At 53.3% G+C, this 16,015-nt stretch carries 13 protein-coding genes and 3 tRNA genes; 7 read left to right on the top strand and 9 right to left on the bottom strand.

Annotation, left to right across the window (positions count from 1 at the left end):
- The first annotated feature begins 115 nt into the window (after positions 1-115).
- From NR114_RS03090 to NR114_RS03070, 5 genes are all read left to right on the top strand, one after another.
- Positions 116-1,300, top strand: a complete 1,185-nt coding sequence (locus tag NR114_RS03090) for an efflux RND transporter periplasmic adaptor subunit (protein WP_234530288.1) — start codon at positions 116-118, stop codon at positions 1,298-1,300.
- A complete protein-coding gene (locus NR114_RS03085) occupies positions 1,297-3,237 on the top strand; it encodes a MacB family efflux pump subunit (RefSeq protein ID WP_234530285.1) in 1,941 nt (646 codons plus the stop codon). Before NR114_RS03090 ends, NR114_RS03085 begins: the two co-directional genes overlap by 4 nt.
- 3 nt (positions 3,238-3,240) lie before the next feature.
- On the top strand, positions 3,241-4,605 hold the full coding sequence (locus NR114_RS03080) for a TolC family protein (protein ID WP_256813990.1): 1,365 nt from the start codon (positions 3,241-3,243) through the stop codon (positions 4,603-4,605).
- A gap of 407 nt (positions 4,606-5,012) precedes the next feature.
- A complete protein-coding gene (gene proP / locus NR114_RS03075; RefSeq protein ID WP_256824818.1) occupies positions 5,013-6,515 on the top strand; it encodes a glycine betaine/L-proline transporter ProP in 1,503 nt (500 codons plus the stop codon).
- A gap of 260 nt (positions 6,516-6,775) precedes the next feature.
- A complete protein-coding gene (locus tag NR114_RS03070) occupies positions 6,776-6,910 on the top strand; it encodes a hypothetical protein (protein WP_020826247.1) in 135 nt (44 codons plus the stop codon).
- A 67-nt stretch (positions 6,911-6,977) separates the two neighbouring features.
- Here NR114_RS03070 and eptB read toward each other — a convergent pair whose 3' ends face one another.
- From eptB to NR114_RS03045, 5 genes are all read right to left on the bottom strand, one after another.
- Positions 6,978-8,630: a kdo(2)-lipid A phosphoethanolamine 7''-transferase gene (eptB, locus tag NR114_RS03065; protein ID WP_234530411.1), complete on the bottom strand. Its 1,653-nt coding sequence runs from the start codon at positions 8,628-8,630 to the stop codon at positions 6,978-6,980.
- Positions 8,631-8,862: 232 nt separating this feature from the next.
- Positions 8,863-10,224, bottom strand: coding sequence for a PTS cellobiose transporter subunit IIC (gene celB, locus NR114_RS03060; protein WP_122078548.1), 1,362 nt, complete (start codon positions 10,222-10,224; stop codon positions 8,863-8,865).
- A gap of 54 nt (positions 10,225-10,278) precedes the next feature.
- Positions 10,279-11,580 (bottom strand): 6-phospho-beta-glucosidase, encoded by a 1,302-nt coding sequence (locus NR114_RS03055; RefSeq protein ID WP_256813989.1) that lies wholly within the window; start codon positions 11,578-11,580, stop codon positions 10,279-10,281.
- A complete protein-coding gene (locus NR114_RS03050; RefSeq protein ID WP_115059177.1) occupies positions 11,573-11,899 on the bottom strand; it encodes a PTS lactose/cellobiose transporter subunit IIA in 327 nt (108 codons plus the stop codon). The genes NR114_RS03055 and NR114_RS03050 overlap by 8 nt, the downstream gene beginning before the upstream one ends.
- 109 nt (positions 11,900-12,008) lie before the next feature.
- Positions 12,009-12,314: a PTS sugar transporter subunit IIB gene (locus NR114_RS03045; protein ID WP_020826242.1), complete on the bottom strand. Its 306-nt coding sequence runs from the start codon at positions 12,312-12,314 to the stop codon at positions 12,009-12,011.
- Positions 12,315-12,716: 402 nt separating this feature from the next.
- Between NR114_RS03045 and NR114_RS03040 the strand changes: the two genes are divergently transcribed.
- Together NR114_RS03040 and NR114_RS03035 are read left to right on the top strand one after the other, a co-directional pair.
- Positions 12,717-13,859: a MurR/RpiR family transcriptional regulator gene (locus tag NR114_RS03040; protein WP_234530412.1), complete on the top strand. Its 1,143-nt coding sequence runs from the start codon at positions 12,717-12,719 to the stop codon at positions 13,857-13,859.
- 245 nt (positions 13,860-14,104) lie between these two features.
- The gene (locus NR114_RS03035; RefSeq protein WP_020826240.1) at positions 14,105-14,335 is read left to right on the top strand and encodes a biofilm development regulator YmgB/AriR family protein; all 231 of its coding nucleotides are present in this window, start codon (positions 14,105-14,107) and stop codon (positions 14,333-14,335) included.
- A 659-nt stretch (positions 14,336-14,994) separates the two neighbouring features.
- On the opposite strand, the gene NR114_RS03030 is transcribed toward NR114_RS03035, so the two are convergent.
- The 4 genes from NR114_RS03030 to pgsA all read right to left on the bottom strand — a co-directional run bounded on the left by NR114_RS03030 (position 14,995) and on the right by pgsA (position 15,992).
- Positions 14,995-15,080, bottom strand: a tRNA-Leu gene (locus NR114_RS03030).
- 10 nt (positions 15,081-15,090) lie between these two features.
- Positions 15,091-15,164 (bottom strand) — tRNA-Cys (locus NR114_RS03025).
- Between the two features lie 58 nt (positions 15,165-15,222).
- Positions 15,223-15,298: transfer RNA gene (locus NR114_RS03020), tRNA-Gly, on the bottom strand.
- A 145-nt stretch (positions 15,299-15,443) separates the two neighbouring features.
- On the bottom strand, positions 15,444-15,992 hold the full coding sequence (pgsA, locus tag NR114_RS03015) for a CDP-diacylglycerol--glycerol-3-phosphate 3-phosphatidyltransferase (RefSeq protein ID WP_020826238.1): 549 nt from the start codon (positions 15,990-15,992) through the stop codon (positions 15,444-15,446).
- Between the last annotated feature and the right edge of the window lie 23 nt (positions 15,993-16,015).

Raw genomic sequence — 16,015 nt, 5'->3', positions numbered from 1 at the left:
TTAACCAATGAAACCTTTATTGCAGCGTCTGCTGCATGTTTATTGTTAGTTAAAGCACTGAATGCCACTATAAGTGCTTTCTGGGAAAGTCGTTCTCTCCGTTATGGACAACACTATGAAAGTTACTCCGCGCCGTTGGGCGTTTATACTGGCTGGCGCCCTGCTGGTGATTATTGCCTTCATGGCGGCGTTCTCTTTGCAATCCCCTTCTCAGGACGCCTATGTCACCGCACAGGTTCGCCTTGGCGATATAGAAAATGCCGTGCTGGCCACAGGTAAATTGGACGCATTCGAACGGGTCAACGTCGGTGCGCAGGTTTCTGGCCAGGTGAAATCCCTGAAGGTCAAACTTGGCGACCGGGTCACCAAAGGCCAACCGATCGCCGACATTGATGATCTGCCGCAACGCAATGATTTACGCAACGCTGAAGCGGCGCTGAACGTTGCGAAAGCGGATTTGCAAGCCAAACAGGCGCTGTTAAAACAGGCCGAGTCTCGCTTTAAGCGCCAAAAACGCATGTTGAACGATGAAGCCGGCTCACGCGAAGATTTTGAAACGGCAGAGGCCACGCTTGCCGCTACCCGTGCAGAACTGCTCGCGCTGAATGCACGTATCGTTCAGGCGCAGATCGAAGTAGACAAGAAAAAGGTCGATCTGAGTTACACCCGCATCCTGGCCCCGATGGACGGCATTGTCATTGCCGTCATTACCCAGCAAGGTCAAACGGTAAACGCCAATCAGAGCGCCCCTACCATTGTTAAATTGGCGCAGCTGGACGTGATGACCATCAAAGCGCAGATTTCCGAAGCCGACATTACCCGCGTTACCCAAGGGCAAAAAGCTTACTTCACCATTTTCTCCGAGCCGGACAAAAGGTACGACGCCACGCTGCGCACTGTAGAACTGGCACCTGAGTCCGTTATGAAAGACGATTCACTTTCCGGCGGCAGTACCGCCTCAGGCTCCGGCACCTCCAATGCTTCCGTGTATTACAACGCGTTGCTCGACGTGCCCAATCCCGACAACCGGCTGCGTATTGCCATGACGGCTCAGGTCTCATTATTGCTGGGTGAAGCCAAAAACACGCTGCTGATCCCGATTCAGGCAGTGCATAAAACCGCAGATAAAAAGCAGCAGGTACAGGTCTTGGCCAAGGATCACAAGTTGGAAATGCGTGAGGTGAAAACCGGTATTACCAACAACGTTGATGTCCAGATCCTGAGCGGGTTGAAGGTGGGCGATAATGTAGTGCTGGCGCAGGAAAGCGCCAAACCGGGTGAGGATGGCCTCTTTCTGTGAATACAATCATTGAGCTGAAAGGCATCGGCCGCACCTATACCAACAGCAGCCAGCCGCTCACCGTACTGAAAAACATCAACCTCAAGATCGCCGCCGGTGAGTTGGTCGCCATTATCGGTGCCTCGGGTTCGGGCAAATCAACGCTGATGAACATCATCGGCTGTCTGGACGTGCCTGATCAGGGGGATTATCACATCGGCGGGCATAACGCCGCGCACCTGTCGCCGGACGAGTTGGCCAGGCTTCGTCGCGAACACATAGGTTTTATCTTCCAGCGTTATCATCTGATGCCGGACATCAGCGCGTTGGGCAATGTCGAGATCCCGGCGATCTACGCCAACAGTAAACGCGACCAACGCCGCCTGCGCGCGGCACAATTGTTGGCGCGCCTGGGGTTGGAGGGCCGTGAGCACCATAAGCCCGGCCAACTGTCCGGCGGCCAACAGCAACGCGTCAGTATCGCCCGCTCGTTAATCAACGGCGGGGAAATCATACTGGCGGATGAACCGACCGGTGCGTTGGACTCCAAATCCGGGCAGGAAGTGCTGGAGATCCTCAGCGAACTGAACCAGCGTGGCCACACTGTGGTGATCGTCACCCACGACATGAAAGTGGCCCAGCACGCACAGCGTATTATCGAACTGCAGGATGGCGAGATCGTCGCCGACAGCGGCCGTAAATCGTTAACTCCGCTGCCAGCGATGCAAAAGACCGCGCCTGCCGCACAGGGCTACTGGCAAAGCCTGCTCGATCGTACTCGTGAGTCGCTGCAAATGGCCCTGAAAGCCATGAATGCCCACCGTTTGCGCACGGCACTGACCATGACCGGCATCATTTTCGGCATCGCCGCGGTGGTCACGGTGGTAGCTCTTGGAGAGGGTGCCAAACAACGCACGTTGGAAAACATTAAAGGGCTTGGCACCAACGTCGTCAGCATCTATCCCGGACGTGATTTCTTCGACGATGCCATCGACAGTATCCGTACACTGGTACCTGCGGATGCCGACGCGCTGGCCAGCCAGAACTTTGTCGATAGCGTCAGCCCTGAAATCAACGCCTCAGACAGCATTCGCTTTCGCAGCAAATCGGCGACCGCCTCCATCAACGGCGTCGGCCGCGATTACTTCCGCGTTAATGGTCTCACGTTGGTGCAAGGCAGCACTTTCCGGGATGATCGTAATGCATTGCAGGAAGTGATCATTGACGAAAATGCACGTCGCTCGCTGTTCGGCGAGTTTGGCGTAGAGCCGTTGGGCCAAATTGTGTTTCTCGGCGCAGTGCCGGCCCGGGTCGTCGGCGTGGTGCAAAGCAACCAGGATTCGGCCCCCAACCGCATCAGCGTGTGGATGCCGTTCTCCACCGTGATGTATCGCATGGTGGGTAAACCGACCCTGAGCAGCATCAGCGTGCGATTGAAAGATGACGTCGCTAACGAGGCCGCGGTCAGCGCCATCAGCCAATTGTTAACCCAGCGCCATGGCGTGAAAGACTTTATGCTGTTCAACCGCGATAAATTTCGTAAATCAATCGAACATACCTCAATGACCCTGAGTCTGCTGATCCTCATGGTCGCCTCAATTTCGCTGATTATTGGCAGTCTGGGCGTGATGAACATTATGTTGGTGTCGGTTACTGAACGCACCCATGAAATCGGCGTGCGTATGGCCGTCGGTGCCCGGCGTAGCGACATCATGCAGCAATTTATGATAGAAGCCGTGCTGGTTTGCCTGATCGGCGGTGTATTGGGCATATTGCTGTCATTCGCCGCTGGTTCGCTGTTTACCCTGTTGGCGGGGGGCATGCTCACCGCCATCTATTCCTGGCAGGCTGCTGCCGTGGCCTTCTGCTGCTCCACCCTGATTGGCATGATCTTCGGTTATCTCCCTGCCCGCAAAGCGGCGCGGATGGATCCGGTCATTTCTCTGGCCAGCGAGTAACTTATGAAAACCTTATCCCCTCTCGCATTATGCCTCGCGGCCTTGCTCAGTACCGGTTGCGGCAATGCGCTTAAAAGCGAGTATCAGTCTCCAAAGGTGCAGTATCCGGCCGACTGGCAGCAAAACGCCGAAGCCGACACGTCAGAACCATTCAACTGGCGTGATTTCCGCGATCCCCAGTTGGACCGATGGCTGCAGCAGGTGATGGCGGCCAATAACGATTTGGCCGCCGCCGCACTGCGCGTCTACCGTGCCCAACTGGCGGCGCAGCGGGCTGATATCGGCACCGCGCCAAGTGTGAACGCAACGCTCAGCAGCGGAGCCAATACCGCCCTTTCCGACTCCTCGCCTTGGAACAAAAGCAGCAGCGCAAATCTCGGCGTCAGCTATGAGGTCGATCTGTGGGGCAAACTGGCGCGGCAACGTGACGCCGCGGAATGGGCCAGCCAGGCCACGCAACAGGATTTGCAAAGTGCGCGTCTGGCTTTGCTCGCCAGCGCCAGCAAGAATTACTGGCGTATCGGCTTTATCAATCAGCGAATCCGCGTCAGTCAGCAAAGCATCGACTATTCCCAACAAACCCTAGGGCTGGTCAAGGCACGCTACCGCGCGGGCAGCGTCTCTTCATTGGACGTGGTGGATGCCGAACAGAACCTGATTAATCAGCAAAGCAGCCATCTGGCACTGCTGCGTGAGCGTCAACAGGCGCTGAACGAACAGACGGTACTGCTGGGTGTGCCGCCGGGAAATACGTTGATTGAGCCCGAGAGCCTGCCGACCGGTCCATTGCCGCAAATCAATGCCGGCATCCCGGCCAGCGTGCTGCGCCATCGCCCGGATATCAGTGCCAAAGAGTGGCGACTGCGTGAAACTCTGGCTAACGTGGACATCAAACGCACCCAGTACTACCCGGCCTTCAGCCTGACGGGCTCATTAGGTGCCAGCAGCACCGCATTGCTGGAGTTTTTGCGTAATCCGCTGGCAACGGTAGGTGCCGGACTGTCGCTGCCGTTCCTCGAATGGCGGCAAATGGACGTCGATATCAAAATCGCTCGCAGCGACTATGAACTGCAGCTGCTGGAATTCAAGCAGGCGCTGTATAAAGCCATGGCCGATATTGATGATGCCCTATCGTTACGTACGCAACTGATGGCACAGGAGAAACACCTGAAGGCGGCATTGGCGCTGGCGCGTAAATCTGAACGATTGAATGAAAGCCGCTACCGGCAAGGCTCGGTGCCGATCAATTTCTGGCTGGATGCGCAAAATCGCCGTCGGTTGGCGGAGCTGGCCGTGGATGAAAACCGGTTCGCTCAATACCAAAACCTGGCGCAACTCTATCTGGAGTTTGGTGGATCTGCGCAGTAAGGCTGAGCCTGGCGATCGCGCCAGGCTTTTTCATCTGGAATGCATTAATTTTGCCCGTTTTTACTGCAGTTCTTTCTATACTTGTTTCATCCCTTCCCAGACAAAAAACCACCATTATGAACAATAATTAATCTATTTATGCGCTAAATCGGTGCAAATTGATAAGATAAACTGCTAAATTTGATCGCCGCAAGATATAACGCTAAGCTATAGATGCAAAATAATTAGTCACCTAAATGACATATTCCCGGTGAAAATTGACTTATTACGTGACTCGCATCACACAAAAAAGGCAGTGGCGAATCTGGCAACATCGCAATAAGATTAGCCACGCTGATAACTGGGCAGAAGAAGTGAACGAGGATTGCGAATTCACGTACGACTAAAATTGATTAAGGGATGATTATATGAAGTTAAGAAAAAAACGACATAAACCGATGCATATTAATGACATCACCATCATCGATGACAGCAAGCTGAAAAAAGCCATTACCGCGGCCGCATTAGGTAACGCAATGGAATGGTTCGACTTCGGTGTATATGGCTTTGTGGCCTACGCCCTTGGGCAAGTCTTTTTCCCTGGCGCCACCCCTGGCGTACAGATGATTGCCGCACTGGCGACCTTTTCCGTTCCCTTCCTGGTACGTCCATTAGGCGGTATCTTCTTTGGCGCGATGGGCGATAAATTCGGGCGCCAGAAAGTACTCTCCATCACCATTATTATCATGGCGGTCAGTACCTTCTGTATCGGCCTGATCCCCTCCTATGCCTCTATCGGCATCTGGGCACCGGTTCTGCTGTTGCTGGCCAAATTGGCACAGGGCTTCTCGGTAGGTGGCGAATACTCCGGCGCGGCTATCTTCGTAGCCGAATACTCACCGGACAGAAAACGCGGCTTTATGGGCAGCTGGCTTGATTTTGGCTCCATTGCCGGTTTCGTCCTGGGTGCTGGCGTGGTGGTGCTGATCTCCAGCATCGTCGGTGAAACCAACTTCCTCGACTGGGGCTGGCGTATTCCGTTCTTTATCGCAGCGCCTTTGGGTCTGATCGGTTTGTACCTGCGCCATGCGCTGGAAGAAACACCGGCCTTCCAGCAGCACGTGGAAAAGATGGAGAAAGACGACCGCAACGCCATCGAAAATCCGCCGAAGACCTCTTTCAAAGAGATCGCGGCCAAGCACTGGAGAAGCCTGCTGGTCTGCGTCGGTATCGTGATTTCAACCAACGTGACCTATTACATGTTGCTGACTTACATGCCGAGCTACCTGTCGCATAACCTGCACTATTCGGAAGATCACGGCGTACTGATCATTATCGCCATCATGATCGGTATGTTGTTCGTGCAGCCGGTCATAGGCCTGGCCAGTGACCGCATCGGCCGTAAGCCGTTTATTATCGGCGGCAGCGTCGGTCTGTTGGCTCTGTCTATCCCCTGCTTTATTCTGATCAACAGTAACGTGATTGGTCTGATCTTCGTCGGTCTGTTGGTGCTGGCGGTGCTGCTGAACTCCTTCACCGGTGTGATGGCCTCCACCCTGCCGGCGATGTTCCCGACGCATATTCGTTACAGCGCGTTGGCGATTTCATTCAACATCTCGGTACTGGTTGCCGGTGCGACGCCGACGGTAGCCGCCTGGCTGGTCGAAGCGACCGGGAACCTGTATATGCCGGCTTATTATCTGATGGTCGTCGCCGTCATCGGTCTGATCACCGGCCTGTACATGAAAAAAACCGCCAATAAACCGCTGCGCGGTGCCACCCCGGCGGCTTCGGATCGTTCGGAAGCCAAAGAGCTGCTGCAAGAAAACTACGACAACATCGAACAGAAAGTCGAAGACATCAACGAGCAGATTGCCGAGTTGGAAAAGAAAAAACAGACGTTGATCGACCAGCATCCAAAACTGGACTAAACAGCGTTCTAACGACAAGCCACCTTCGGGTGGCTTTTTTATTGCCGTAATCGGGTCAACCTCCGAGCGTAAATTTGCACAAACTTCCTTCTGCGCCCCATGCTCGACCGCCGTTTTTCACCGGCAGTAATCATCGGGGTATAAGCGGCCACAGTGTGATTTCGGCAAACCGGATTTTGACACTATTAGCCTAATATTTTATCCCGGCGAGGTTTGATGCCAGGCTTGAAATCAAGTTAACCCATTGAAGAAGATAGCCAATGAGTAGAATGGATATGCCGATCGTTATTGCCGTAGCCATCATGATTGCGATATGGATAGGCGCGTTATTTAACATTGGCGATATCACGCACGCCCTGGCGCGGATCTTCCACTGGATTGAGAGTCTTCGTTAAGGGGGCTTTCCGCCAGCTTAATGCATAAAAAAACCGCCTTTCGGCGGTTAGTCATACGGCTGGCAACTCAGTTGACCTGGCACCAGTTACGCTGCTTCACAATCCCGCCGTCCGGCGAGGTATAGCCGATACAACCCAGCACGCTGTCGAACAGCTTTTCATGAAACACCGGCGTTTTTGCCTTTTGCAGCGCCTTTAACTGATTAAATGCCGCCTGGTGATCGGGCTGACTGAGAAACTTGTCGGATGCCCAGACCATAATTGGCACAGTACGCTGTTCTTTCGGCGCGTGATCGCGCGGCGTGCCGTGGAAATGCATATTTTCCGAGATCGACTCACCGTGATCAGAGGCGTAAAACACGATAGCGTTACGGTTGCGCAACTGATTGAACACCTGCTCAAGAACATAGTCGGTGTACAACAGGCTGTTGTCGTAAGAGTTGATCATCGATTCCGTTGAACACGTATCGTCAATACCCTGGCATTCCGGCTGATAGCGAGCAAAAGCCCGCGGATAGCGTTCTGTGTACATATAGTGTGAGCCTTTGGTATGCAAAATCACCAAATGTTTGCCCTGAGGATGGCGGTCCAGCGAATCCTGCAGTTCATCGATCAACGCAATATCATCAACGGGTTTACCGGCATTGCGTTTTTCCGCCTGAATGCTTTCTCGAAGAGCATAGCTGTCCGCCTGGGTCTTATTATAAAACCAGGCTTCGCTTTGCATAGAGAATAGCTCGGAGGAAAACCCCTGCTTCTTCAGCACCGAGAAAACGTTCATTTCCTTCAGTGTGCGCTGCGGCTCTTCCGATGCCCCGCCTTCTCTGACGAACATGCAACGCAGAGAGAGCTTGGTTGACGTGTCGCAAGAATAGCCTTGCAGCACCGCCAGGTTGGTTTCCTTATCCAGATTCGGCGTATTGTCGCGCTGGTAGCCGTAAACCCCCATATGATCGCGTCTGGCACTTTCACCAATCACGAATACCACATAAAGATCATTCACGTCTTTTGGCGGCTGGTAGGTGAAATGCGCCGCCGGATCAAACAGATTCCGGCTGTCCTCCGCCTGGCTGTAGGAACTGTAAGTCAGCAGCCCCAGGGCCGAAAGCCAGTTAGACGGTGAATAGCTGCCGGCAACGACCCCGCCATAGCTCGCCATCATCTGATTATTTTCACGGTCGTGTTGATCCTGCACCTGGCCCATCAACTGAAGCGGTAGCCAGCAGAACAGACCAGCGGCCAACATAATCCCGCCTTTTTTGATCAACGCCAGCTGATTTCCGCGTTTGAATGCGGCTTCGTGCATCGGGGCCAGCCAAATCAACAGCAGCGGCAACAGGCTCACCAGCACCATCCATACGCCAAAATGCCAGCCTACCGACTCTTTGGATAAATCAACGTCGGTGGTCATCACCGCCGCCAGAATGCCGTAGCCGATATCGACGTGGAACAACACCATGTAATAGCTGGCAGCAACCGAGCTCAGGACCAGCAGCGTGGCCAAAAAACGAAACAACCGGCGCCCCAAAAAGGAGATAAGCAGCGTGATAAAGCATACGAGGCAAAAGGCCGCGACAATTTCAATGCCAATCGACAGCAGGTTATCGTTATGAAGCTGTTGATAACGACGATAAAAAATAGGGATATTGAGTAATACACCGAGATAGAAAGCGATAAAAAAGGAGACCTGCAACTGGGTCCAACGTCGGAACTTCTGCATTATTGATACCATTCCTGCCAATGTGAGTTCATAGCCATCTGCCAGATACAGGTTGTTGTGAGAGTTTCTCTCCCCCTGCTACTGGGTGGTTATCTGACAGGTAATTTAGGCGGGCGTTGCCAGGGAGGAGAAAAATAACGTTGTTATGATGTAACAATTCGTGTGCAAAACGGCTTTTATCCTTCCTGCGGTAGCGGTTAGGTGCGCTGCCGCAGGAAGATGGTTTATCCCGCTATGGCGTCAGGGATTGTTCACCAACCGCAGCGCTGGGTGCCGATGCCGCGGCCTGATTTTCTTCGCGGTACTTCTGCTTATCCCAGGCACGGAAGAACGGGTAGTAAATTGCCATTGAAATCAGCAGATTGACCACCTGGATCACCGTTCCTGAAATATGGCCTCCGGTTGCCAGATAGCCGCTAATGAAAATCGGCGTGGTAAACGGTAAGGCTATACCAACCGGCGGCGTCACCAAACCGGTTGCCATCGCACTGTAGGTCACGATCACCAGCACCACTGGTGTCAGGATAAACGGCAGGAAGAAGTACGGGTTCATCACCAACGGGATGCCAAACACCATGGGCTCACTGATATTAAACAGGCAACCCGGCGCGGCGATTTTCCCCAACTGCTTCATCTGCGCGCTACGGCTGCGCACCAGCATGAAGATCACCAACCCCAACAGGGCACCGGTTCCGCCGGGCGCTATCCATAAATCGTAAAATTGCTGGGTAATAATGTGCGGGATAGGCTGGTTGTTCTGAAACGCCACCAGGTTTTCCGACATATTCGCCAACCACACCGGCTGAATGAACACCAATACGATGGCATCACCGTGCAGCCCCAACGTCCATAACAGGCCAATCAGGATCACTGAGAAAATCATTCCCGGCAGCGTTCCGCCCACGTGATGCATCGGGATACCGATCAGCGTAGCGATCATGGTGTTGATATCGCCAAACGGCGTGGCTTCGACGATCAGGCGCAGCAGAAGGATCACTGCCAGTACGCAAAATCCCGGAATCAACGCCAGGAAGGATTTCGCCACCGCTGGCGGCACGCCTTCAGGCATATTGATCACCAGATTGCGGTTATGCACGAACCGGTAGATTTCCGTCGACAACAGCGCCACCACGATTGCCACGAACAATCCCTGGCTGCCGATAAAGTTCATCGGCAGCACGCCTTTGACAATCTGCTCCGCGGCACCTTTCACCGGGGCAAAAAGGGTGTGTTGAGGAATGGTCATGATAAACGCTACTAACGAAACCGCACCGGTACTGAGCGGGTCCATACCACGGTATTTTTCCGCCAGCCGGTAGGCAATGCCAAAGCTGGAGATAATCGCCATGATGTCGTAGGTCGCTTTGACCGGATACAACAGCTTGTCGCGCCAGGCCGCACCGAATACCTCCCCCATCAGGTTGGCATAGCTCGGGATCGGCAAGTAGGCGAAGATCAGGAAAAATGACCCGATCAACATAAACGGCATATTGAGAATTATGCCGTCTCGTACCGATAAAATGTGTTTTTGCCCGGCGATTTTTAACGCCGTCGGCAATACGTAACGTTCCAGAATGCTATTTAAACCCGCCATCATTCCCCCTGCCCGGCCAAGCCGGCATCGTGATTATTATTATGGAATATCGACTTAGTTGAACTGCGGCAAATAGGCTTGGTTAAGGTTCAGCACCTCATCCAGCAAAGGTTCTGCGATACCGACGCCACCAATCAGCGGATTCACCACCAGCGCCAACAGCGCACTGTGACGATCGCCATGCACCGCGGCCTCAATGGTCAAACGTTCGAAATCTTTCACCTGCTGAGTCAGCCCGTTCATGGCCAGCGGCAGCGGCCCGAAGCTCAGCGGGTGAGCGCCCTGTGCGTCGATCACGCAGTTGGTTTCAATCACTGCGTCATCCGGCAGGCCCTGAATCGCACCATTATTGCGGGTGTTCACCACCAGCACCTTGCCGCTGTTATTGTGAATGGCACGGATCAGCTCGACCGCCACTTCTGAATAGAAAGCACCGCCACGGAAGCTCAACTGCTCTGGTTTTTTATCCAGCGTTGGGTCGGCGTACAGTGCAAATAGCTCTGCCTCTACCTTCATCACTTGTTCAGCACGGGTTCCCTGAGCCGCAGCGGCTTCAAGCTCTTCTTCCAGCATGCCGGCGGTTTGGTAGAAATAGCGATGATATGGGCAAGGGATCGCACCCAGCGCCTGCAAAAACGCCGGCGGCCAAGGCAGATCCTTGATGTTGTTCATCGACAGCGTTTCGCCATTGCTCAGCATCTCCAACACCTGGGCGGTCACATCCATGCCGCTTTGCGTTACCTGATGTACCCACACCATATGGTTCAGTCCAGCAAAACGGAGATCGACCTGATCATGAGGTGCCTTCAGCATGTCGGCGATCATGTGGTGCATGGTGATCGGTACGTTGCACAAGCCGATAATCTTCGCCTTGCTGTAACGGGAGACCGCTTCGGTGACAATACCGGCCGGATTGGTAAAATTGATGATCCAGGCGTCCGGCGCTACCGCTTCTACGGTACGCGCCACTTCCAGCATGACAGGAATGGTGCGCAATGCCTTGGCGAAGCCGCCGACACCGGTGGTCTCTTGCCCCAGACGCTGGTATTTCAAACCCAGGCGTTCATCGGCAGCACGGGCTGCCAGTTGCCCGACCCGCAGTTGAGTCAGTACAAAGCTGGCACCGCGAATGGCCGGTTCCAGCTCGAAATGTACCGACACCACCACCTGCTCCAGCCCGTTGCGCTTGAGCATTCTTTTGGTCAGTTCGGCAATGATGCCCACTTTCTCGCGGCCGCACTCTACATCTACCAACGCCAGTTCGGTTAACGGGACGTCCTGATAGTGGGCGATCAGCCCCTCGACCAACTCCGGCGTGTAGCTGCTGCCCCCGCCAATTACGGTTATCTTAGTCATTGCTTTGCCCCTGCGGTAAACGGCGATAAAGCTCGATCATGTCGGTGGCCAGATCTTGAATCAGCATGGCATTCATCAAATGATCCTGCGCATGCACCAGAATCAGACTGACCGGTATTTTCCCAACCCCCTCATCCATGCCAATCAGCTCCGTCTGCATGCCGTGCGCCCTCCCGATGCCGGCCTTCGCCTCTTCCAACTTAACCTCTGCGGCTGCGAACTGACCGCGACGTGCCAGTTGCAGCGCCGAAAGCAGCGAACTGCGAGCGCTGCCGGCATGAACCAGCAACTCCATAACGCTAGTTTCCAAATCCACCATCACCTCCCCGGCCTTATTTCAGGCGCAGCGATCCCGCCGAGAGTCATGAAATAACCCGCGGTCGATGAATAAATAAAGGATAAATGGGGCCAAGCCCCTCAGGGTGTTATCAGGCTAACAAGCCCAGCGCCTTATCCAGCACCTTGTCTCCACGCATGGTGCCGTAATCCATCATGTCGATCACCGCGACAGTTTTACCCAAGGGCGCAGCAAGTTCGGAAAGGCGTGCGTGTTCATATTTCACCTGCGGCCCCAGCAGTACAATGTCCGCACGCTCGACGATGCGCTCGAAATCCGCCACCGGCACGGCTTCAATCACGATATCCAGCGCCCGTTTTTGCGCCTCAGCTTTCATTTTTTGTACCAGCATGCTGGTCGACATGCCTGCTGCGCAGCATAAGACGATGGTTTGCATTTTTAGTATCCCGGTTGTTAGCCACTTGGCGATGCAAATATAAAACAGTTCCGTAACACTCTTGTAAATACCTTGATTCCATACGATTTGATTATGACTTTTGGCTAATCGTTTAAAAACAATGCATTAAAGAATTTTCGTCGTGAAAATTTTTTTCAACACTGTGATCGGCGATCTAATTTTTCATAACCACAAAATTTAAAACCTGTCTTTAACGTTTAAAAACAAAGTGATAAATCACTACCTGATAAACAATGCGAAGAGCATCTCGTTTCAAATCTGTCCTGATTGAAAATTATTTTCATTGGCTTATTCTTCTGGTTATCGCTTTATGCCGTGTGAAAAACAGGCTAATTTGAAGCACAGATCGCCGGTTGGCATTACAGAAGGGACACTGCAGTCATGGATCTCGTTTACCACATTCAGTTTCGCCAGGATCCGTTCAGCCGCCAGGAAGCAAAAGTTGCCCGAACCATACTGGACAACCCGGGGTTTACATCAACAGCAACCATTGAGCAATTGGCAGAGCGAGCAGGTGTCAGCACCGAGATCGTCGCTCATTTTGCCCAATCCCTTGGCTGTCAGGATCTTAACGACTTTATCGCGCTAATGCGCTCCCCGTCGACGGCAACCCCCCCTCCTACTGAGGTAGCCCAACCCGTGCTCGGCGGCATGGATATCGCCTTTGCCTCCGCGGCCGGCATCGGCAAACTGCCTGGCGTCAGCTCCACCACCCTCAGCCGTTTTGCTAAATCCATCGGTTGTGAAGATATTGGCGACATCGTCTATCAGATCCGCGCACGACAAAATCAGTTCAGTCAGCAGGAGGCCAAAGTCGCACAGACCATTTTGGACGATATTGCCTTCGCCTCCTCCGCCACCATCGAATTGCTGGCCAGCCAAGCGGGGGTCAGCCCGGCCACCATTACCCGATTTGCCAAAACCATTGGCTGCGACGATATTCGCGATCTGCGCATGAAACTGGCTCAGGCCAGCGTGAGCGGCTCACGCTATTTGACCGCCCAAGCCACGCCTAATGGCCCACCGCGGCTGTGGCTACAGCGCGTCAACGACGTGGAAACCACCTTGCATCAACAGCTGCAGCAAGTAGAACATGCAGCGCTGATCGATGCTTGCCAGCAGCTGAGCCAATCCAAGAGCGTACATATTTTTGGCGTAAACAGCATGGCGCTTTATGCCAATGAGCTGCAACAGCGCCTGGTGGGCTTGGGTTACCCTGCATTTATCTGCCAGGACGCGGCGCTGATGCGCATGACGGCCTCCACGCTCAGCACGCAACAGTGCGTGATCCTGCTGTCTATGAGTGGGGAAAACAGCGATTTGCTGAACGCGGCCAAACTGGCCGGCGCGACCGGTGCTTATCGCATCGCCCTAACCCCTGCGGGCACTACGCTGGCCGGGCTGGCGGATAAGGTGTTGCCACTCAGCGGCGGCAGTACGGCACGCTATGGACTGATGCTGACTCTCGACCTGCTGCTGGCGCAGTTATTGCCCGAAAGCCTGGGGTCACAGACAGAAGATTGAGACTCTGCCACCGCGCCGTTTGCCGGGCCTTCAACGGTAAATATCACCGCTGCGGCGCTAGCCTGAGGTTTTTCCTAATTAGCGGTTTGGCTTACAACTGCCTATTGATGGGAATATTCTTACTACGTTATCGTTAACATTCCACTTAGATATCAGCCTAAGTGAAATTTGCACGACTTTATTTTTTTAATGGCTTCTCTGCCAGCTTCGGCTGGCACTTTAAATTTCACCAGCGGTAAAATTCTATGATCGATTACTCCCTTTACGGTCTCCACGATAGAGATATCGAGACATACCGTGAACAAATATACAGCCTGCTCGGCAAAGGCGTTATTCAGGTGCTTTCCGCGAACAAACCCATCAGCAAGCAAAACATTCTCGCCTATCTCATCGCTGAAATTGAAAGGCAACCCGACGAGTACTGTCAGAAACTGCACAGAGCGGCAATCGAGGTTATTGGGATCAACGCTCGCTAAGGAGAAGCATGCGCAAATCGGATCTGTGCGCGATCATTTCCATCGCCGTCGTCGTGGCCGTGATGTGGGTGGCAAACTGCAGTGCGAATAGTCTTCCGTTCCTGGGCAGCGGAGGTTAGGTTCTAAGGCCTGGAACAGGCAGTATCCGGCGATCGGCACAGCGATCAAACAGCCGGATATGGCTTGATTGGGTTATCGAAAGAGATCCACACTGGCCAAAGGGTTCGGCCCGGCAATAAATCGACGATGTTGCCTAACGGCATTCACCGGTGATGGCATTTTTCCCTTGAGGGCAAACATCGGAGCTTTGCGGGATCACACCCAGGATCGATCCAAAAGACCCCGAACACCCAGATAGCATGACAATCGCCAATAAAAATAGCCCCCCTCTCATCCAACACTCCTTATCTATTGCACTATCTGGTTATAGTTCACTTATCGCCAACCGTCTTTAAAAAACGGCCATGCATCCATGTTTAAAACTGACAGCCGGATGATAGCCCCTATTGTAGGCAACAGTAAATTGTTCAAGGCATGAGAACAGAATAAAACCGGAAGAGAAAAATCGGGGAAAGGGGAATTTCAGACACAAAAAAACCGCCTTCCGGCGGTCACGACATTACTACTTATTGCTTTGATTATTCTGGAATTTATTTTCCTGGTACCCGGGGCGGGACTTGAACCCGCACAGCCATAAGCCGAGGGATTTTAAATCCCTTGTGTCTACCGATTTCACCACCCGGGCTCGGGAAAATTGGAGGCGCGTTCCGGAGTCGAACCGGACTAGACGGATTTGCAATCCGCTACATAACCGCTTTGTTAACGCGCCTAAATTCTTGTTTGCCTTTATCAGGCTAAAGCTCGTGAAACACCAGCTTCATCAAATTTGGAGCGGGAAACGAGACTCGAACTCGCGACCCCGACCTTGGCAAGGTCGTGCTCTACCAACTGAGCTATTCCCGCATTAATCAGAACTTACTGATTTTTTTGCTATCTTTCGCCAAATCACCGCTGCCGTCTGATGCGATGCATTCTACTTACCTGACGTAATGAGTCAATAAAATTGTTGTCTCATTACGTTCGTTTGACGATTTTTGCATCGCTTTGATCAGGGTTCCAGCAAATCTTTCCGCGCAGCGTTCAAATATTGGAACATTGACCAGAAAGTCAGCACCGCCGCGATGTACAGCAAACCAAAAGACACATACTCGACGGTGCGATCGGGACGCCACAGCAACCCGACCAGCGACATCATTTGCGCCATGGTTTTGACTTTGCCAATCCAGGACACCGCCACGCTGCTGCGCTTGCCGATCTCCGCCATCCACTCACGCAGCGACGAGATGATAATTTCACGGGCAATCATGGTCGCCGCAGGCAGGGTAATCCACCAAGTGTGATAGTGTTCTGCCACCAGCACCAGCGCAACCGCCACCATCACTTTGTCCGCCACAGGATCGAGGAACGCCCCAAAACGGGTCGTTTGCTTCCAGCGACGGGCCAGGAAGCCGTCAAACCAGTCGGTTATGGCAGCAAACACAAAAATGACGGCGCAAACCATCGGAGCCCAAGTGAACGGCAGGTAAAATGCCAGAACAAAGAATGGGATCAGAACTACGCGAAACAGAGTAAGCCAAGTCGGTATATTCAATTGCATAATGCTACGGTAACTATCTGGCT

This window comes from Serratia sp. Ser99 (assembly GCF_024519545.1).
GTDB classification, from domain to species: Bacteria; Pseudomonadota; Gammaproteobacteria; order Enterobacterales; family Enterobacteriaceae; genus Serratia; species Serratia liquefaciens.
This window is presented reverse-complemented; position numbering and strand designations above follow the sequence as displayed.

Excerpts from the sequence above, each read along its gene's own strand:
- NR114_RS03090 (WP_234530288.1), top strand. The coding sequence starts at position 116 with ATGAAAGTTACTCCGCGCCGTTGGGCGTTTATACTGGCTGGCGCCCTG.
- NR114_RS03080 (WP_256813990.1), top strand. The coding sequence starts at position 3,241 with ATGAAAACCTTATCCCCTCTCGCATTATGCCTCGCGGCCTTGCTCAGT.
- proP (WP_256824818.1), top strand. The coding sequence starts at position 5,013 with ATGAAGTTAAGAAAAAAACGACATAAACCGATGCATATTAATGACATC.
- NR114_RS03070 (WP_020826247.1), top strand. The coding sequence starts at position 6,776 with ATGAGTAGAATGGATATGCCGATCGTTATTGCCGTAGCCATCATGATT.
- eptB (WP_234530411.1), bottom strand. The coding sequence starts at position 8,630 with ATGCAGAAGTTCCGACGTTGGACCCAGTTGCAGGTCTCCTTTTTTATC.
- celB (WP_122078548.1), bottom strand. The coding sequence starts at position 10,224 with ATGGCGGGTTTAAATAGCATTCTGGAACGTTACGTATTGCCGACGGCG.
- NR114_RS03055 (WP_256813989.1), bottom strand. The coding sequence starts at position 11,580 with ATGACTAAGATAACCGTAATTGGCGGGGGCAGCAGCTACACGCCGGAG.
- NR114_RS03050 (WP_115059177.1), bottom strand. The coding sequence starts at position 11,899 with ATGGTGGATTTGGAAACTAGCGTTATGGAGTTGCTGGTTCATGCCGGC.
- NR114_RS03045 (WP_020826242.1), bottom strand. The coding sequence starts at position 12,314 with ATGCAAACCATCGTCTTATGCTGCGCAGCAGGCATGTCGACCAGCATG.
- NR114_RS03040 (WP_234530412.1), top strand. The coding sequence starts at position 12,717 with ATGGATCTCGTTTACCACATTCAGTTTCGCCAGGATCCGTTCAGCCGC.
- NR114_RS03035 (WP_020826240.1), top strand. The coding sequence starts at position 14,105 with ATGATCGATTACTCCCTTTACGGTCTCCACGATAGAGATATCGAGACA.
- pgsA (WP_020826238.1), bottom strand. The coding sequence starts at position 15,992 with ATGCAATTGAATATACCGACTTGGCTTACTCTGTTTCGCGTAGTTCTG.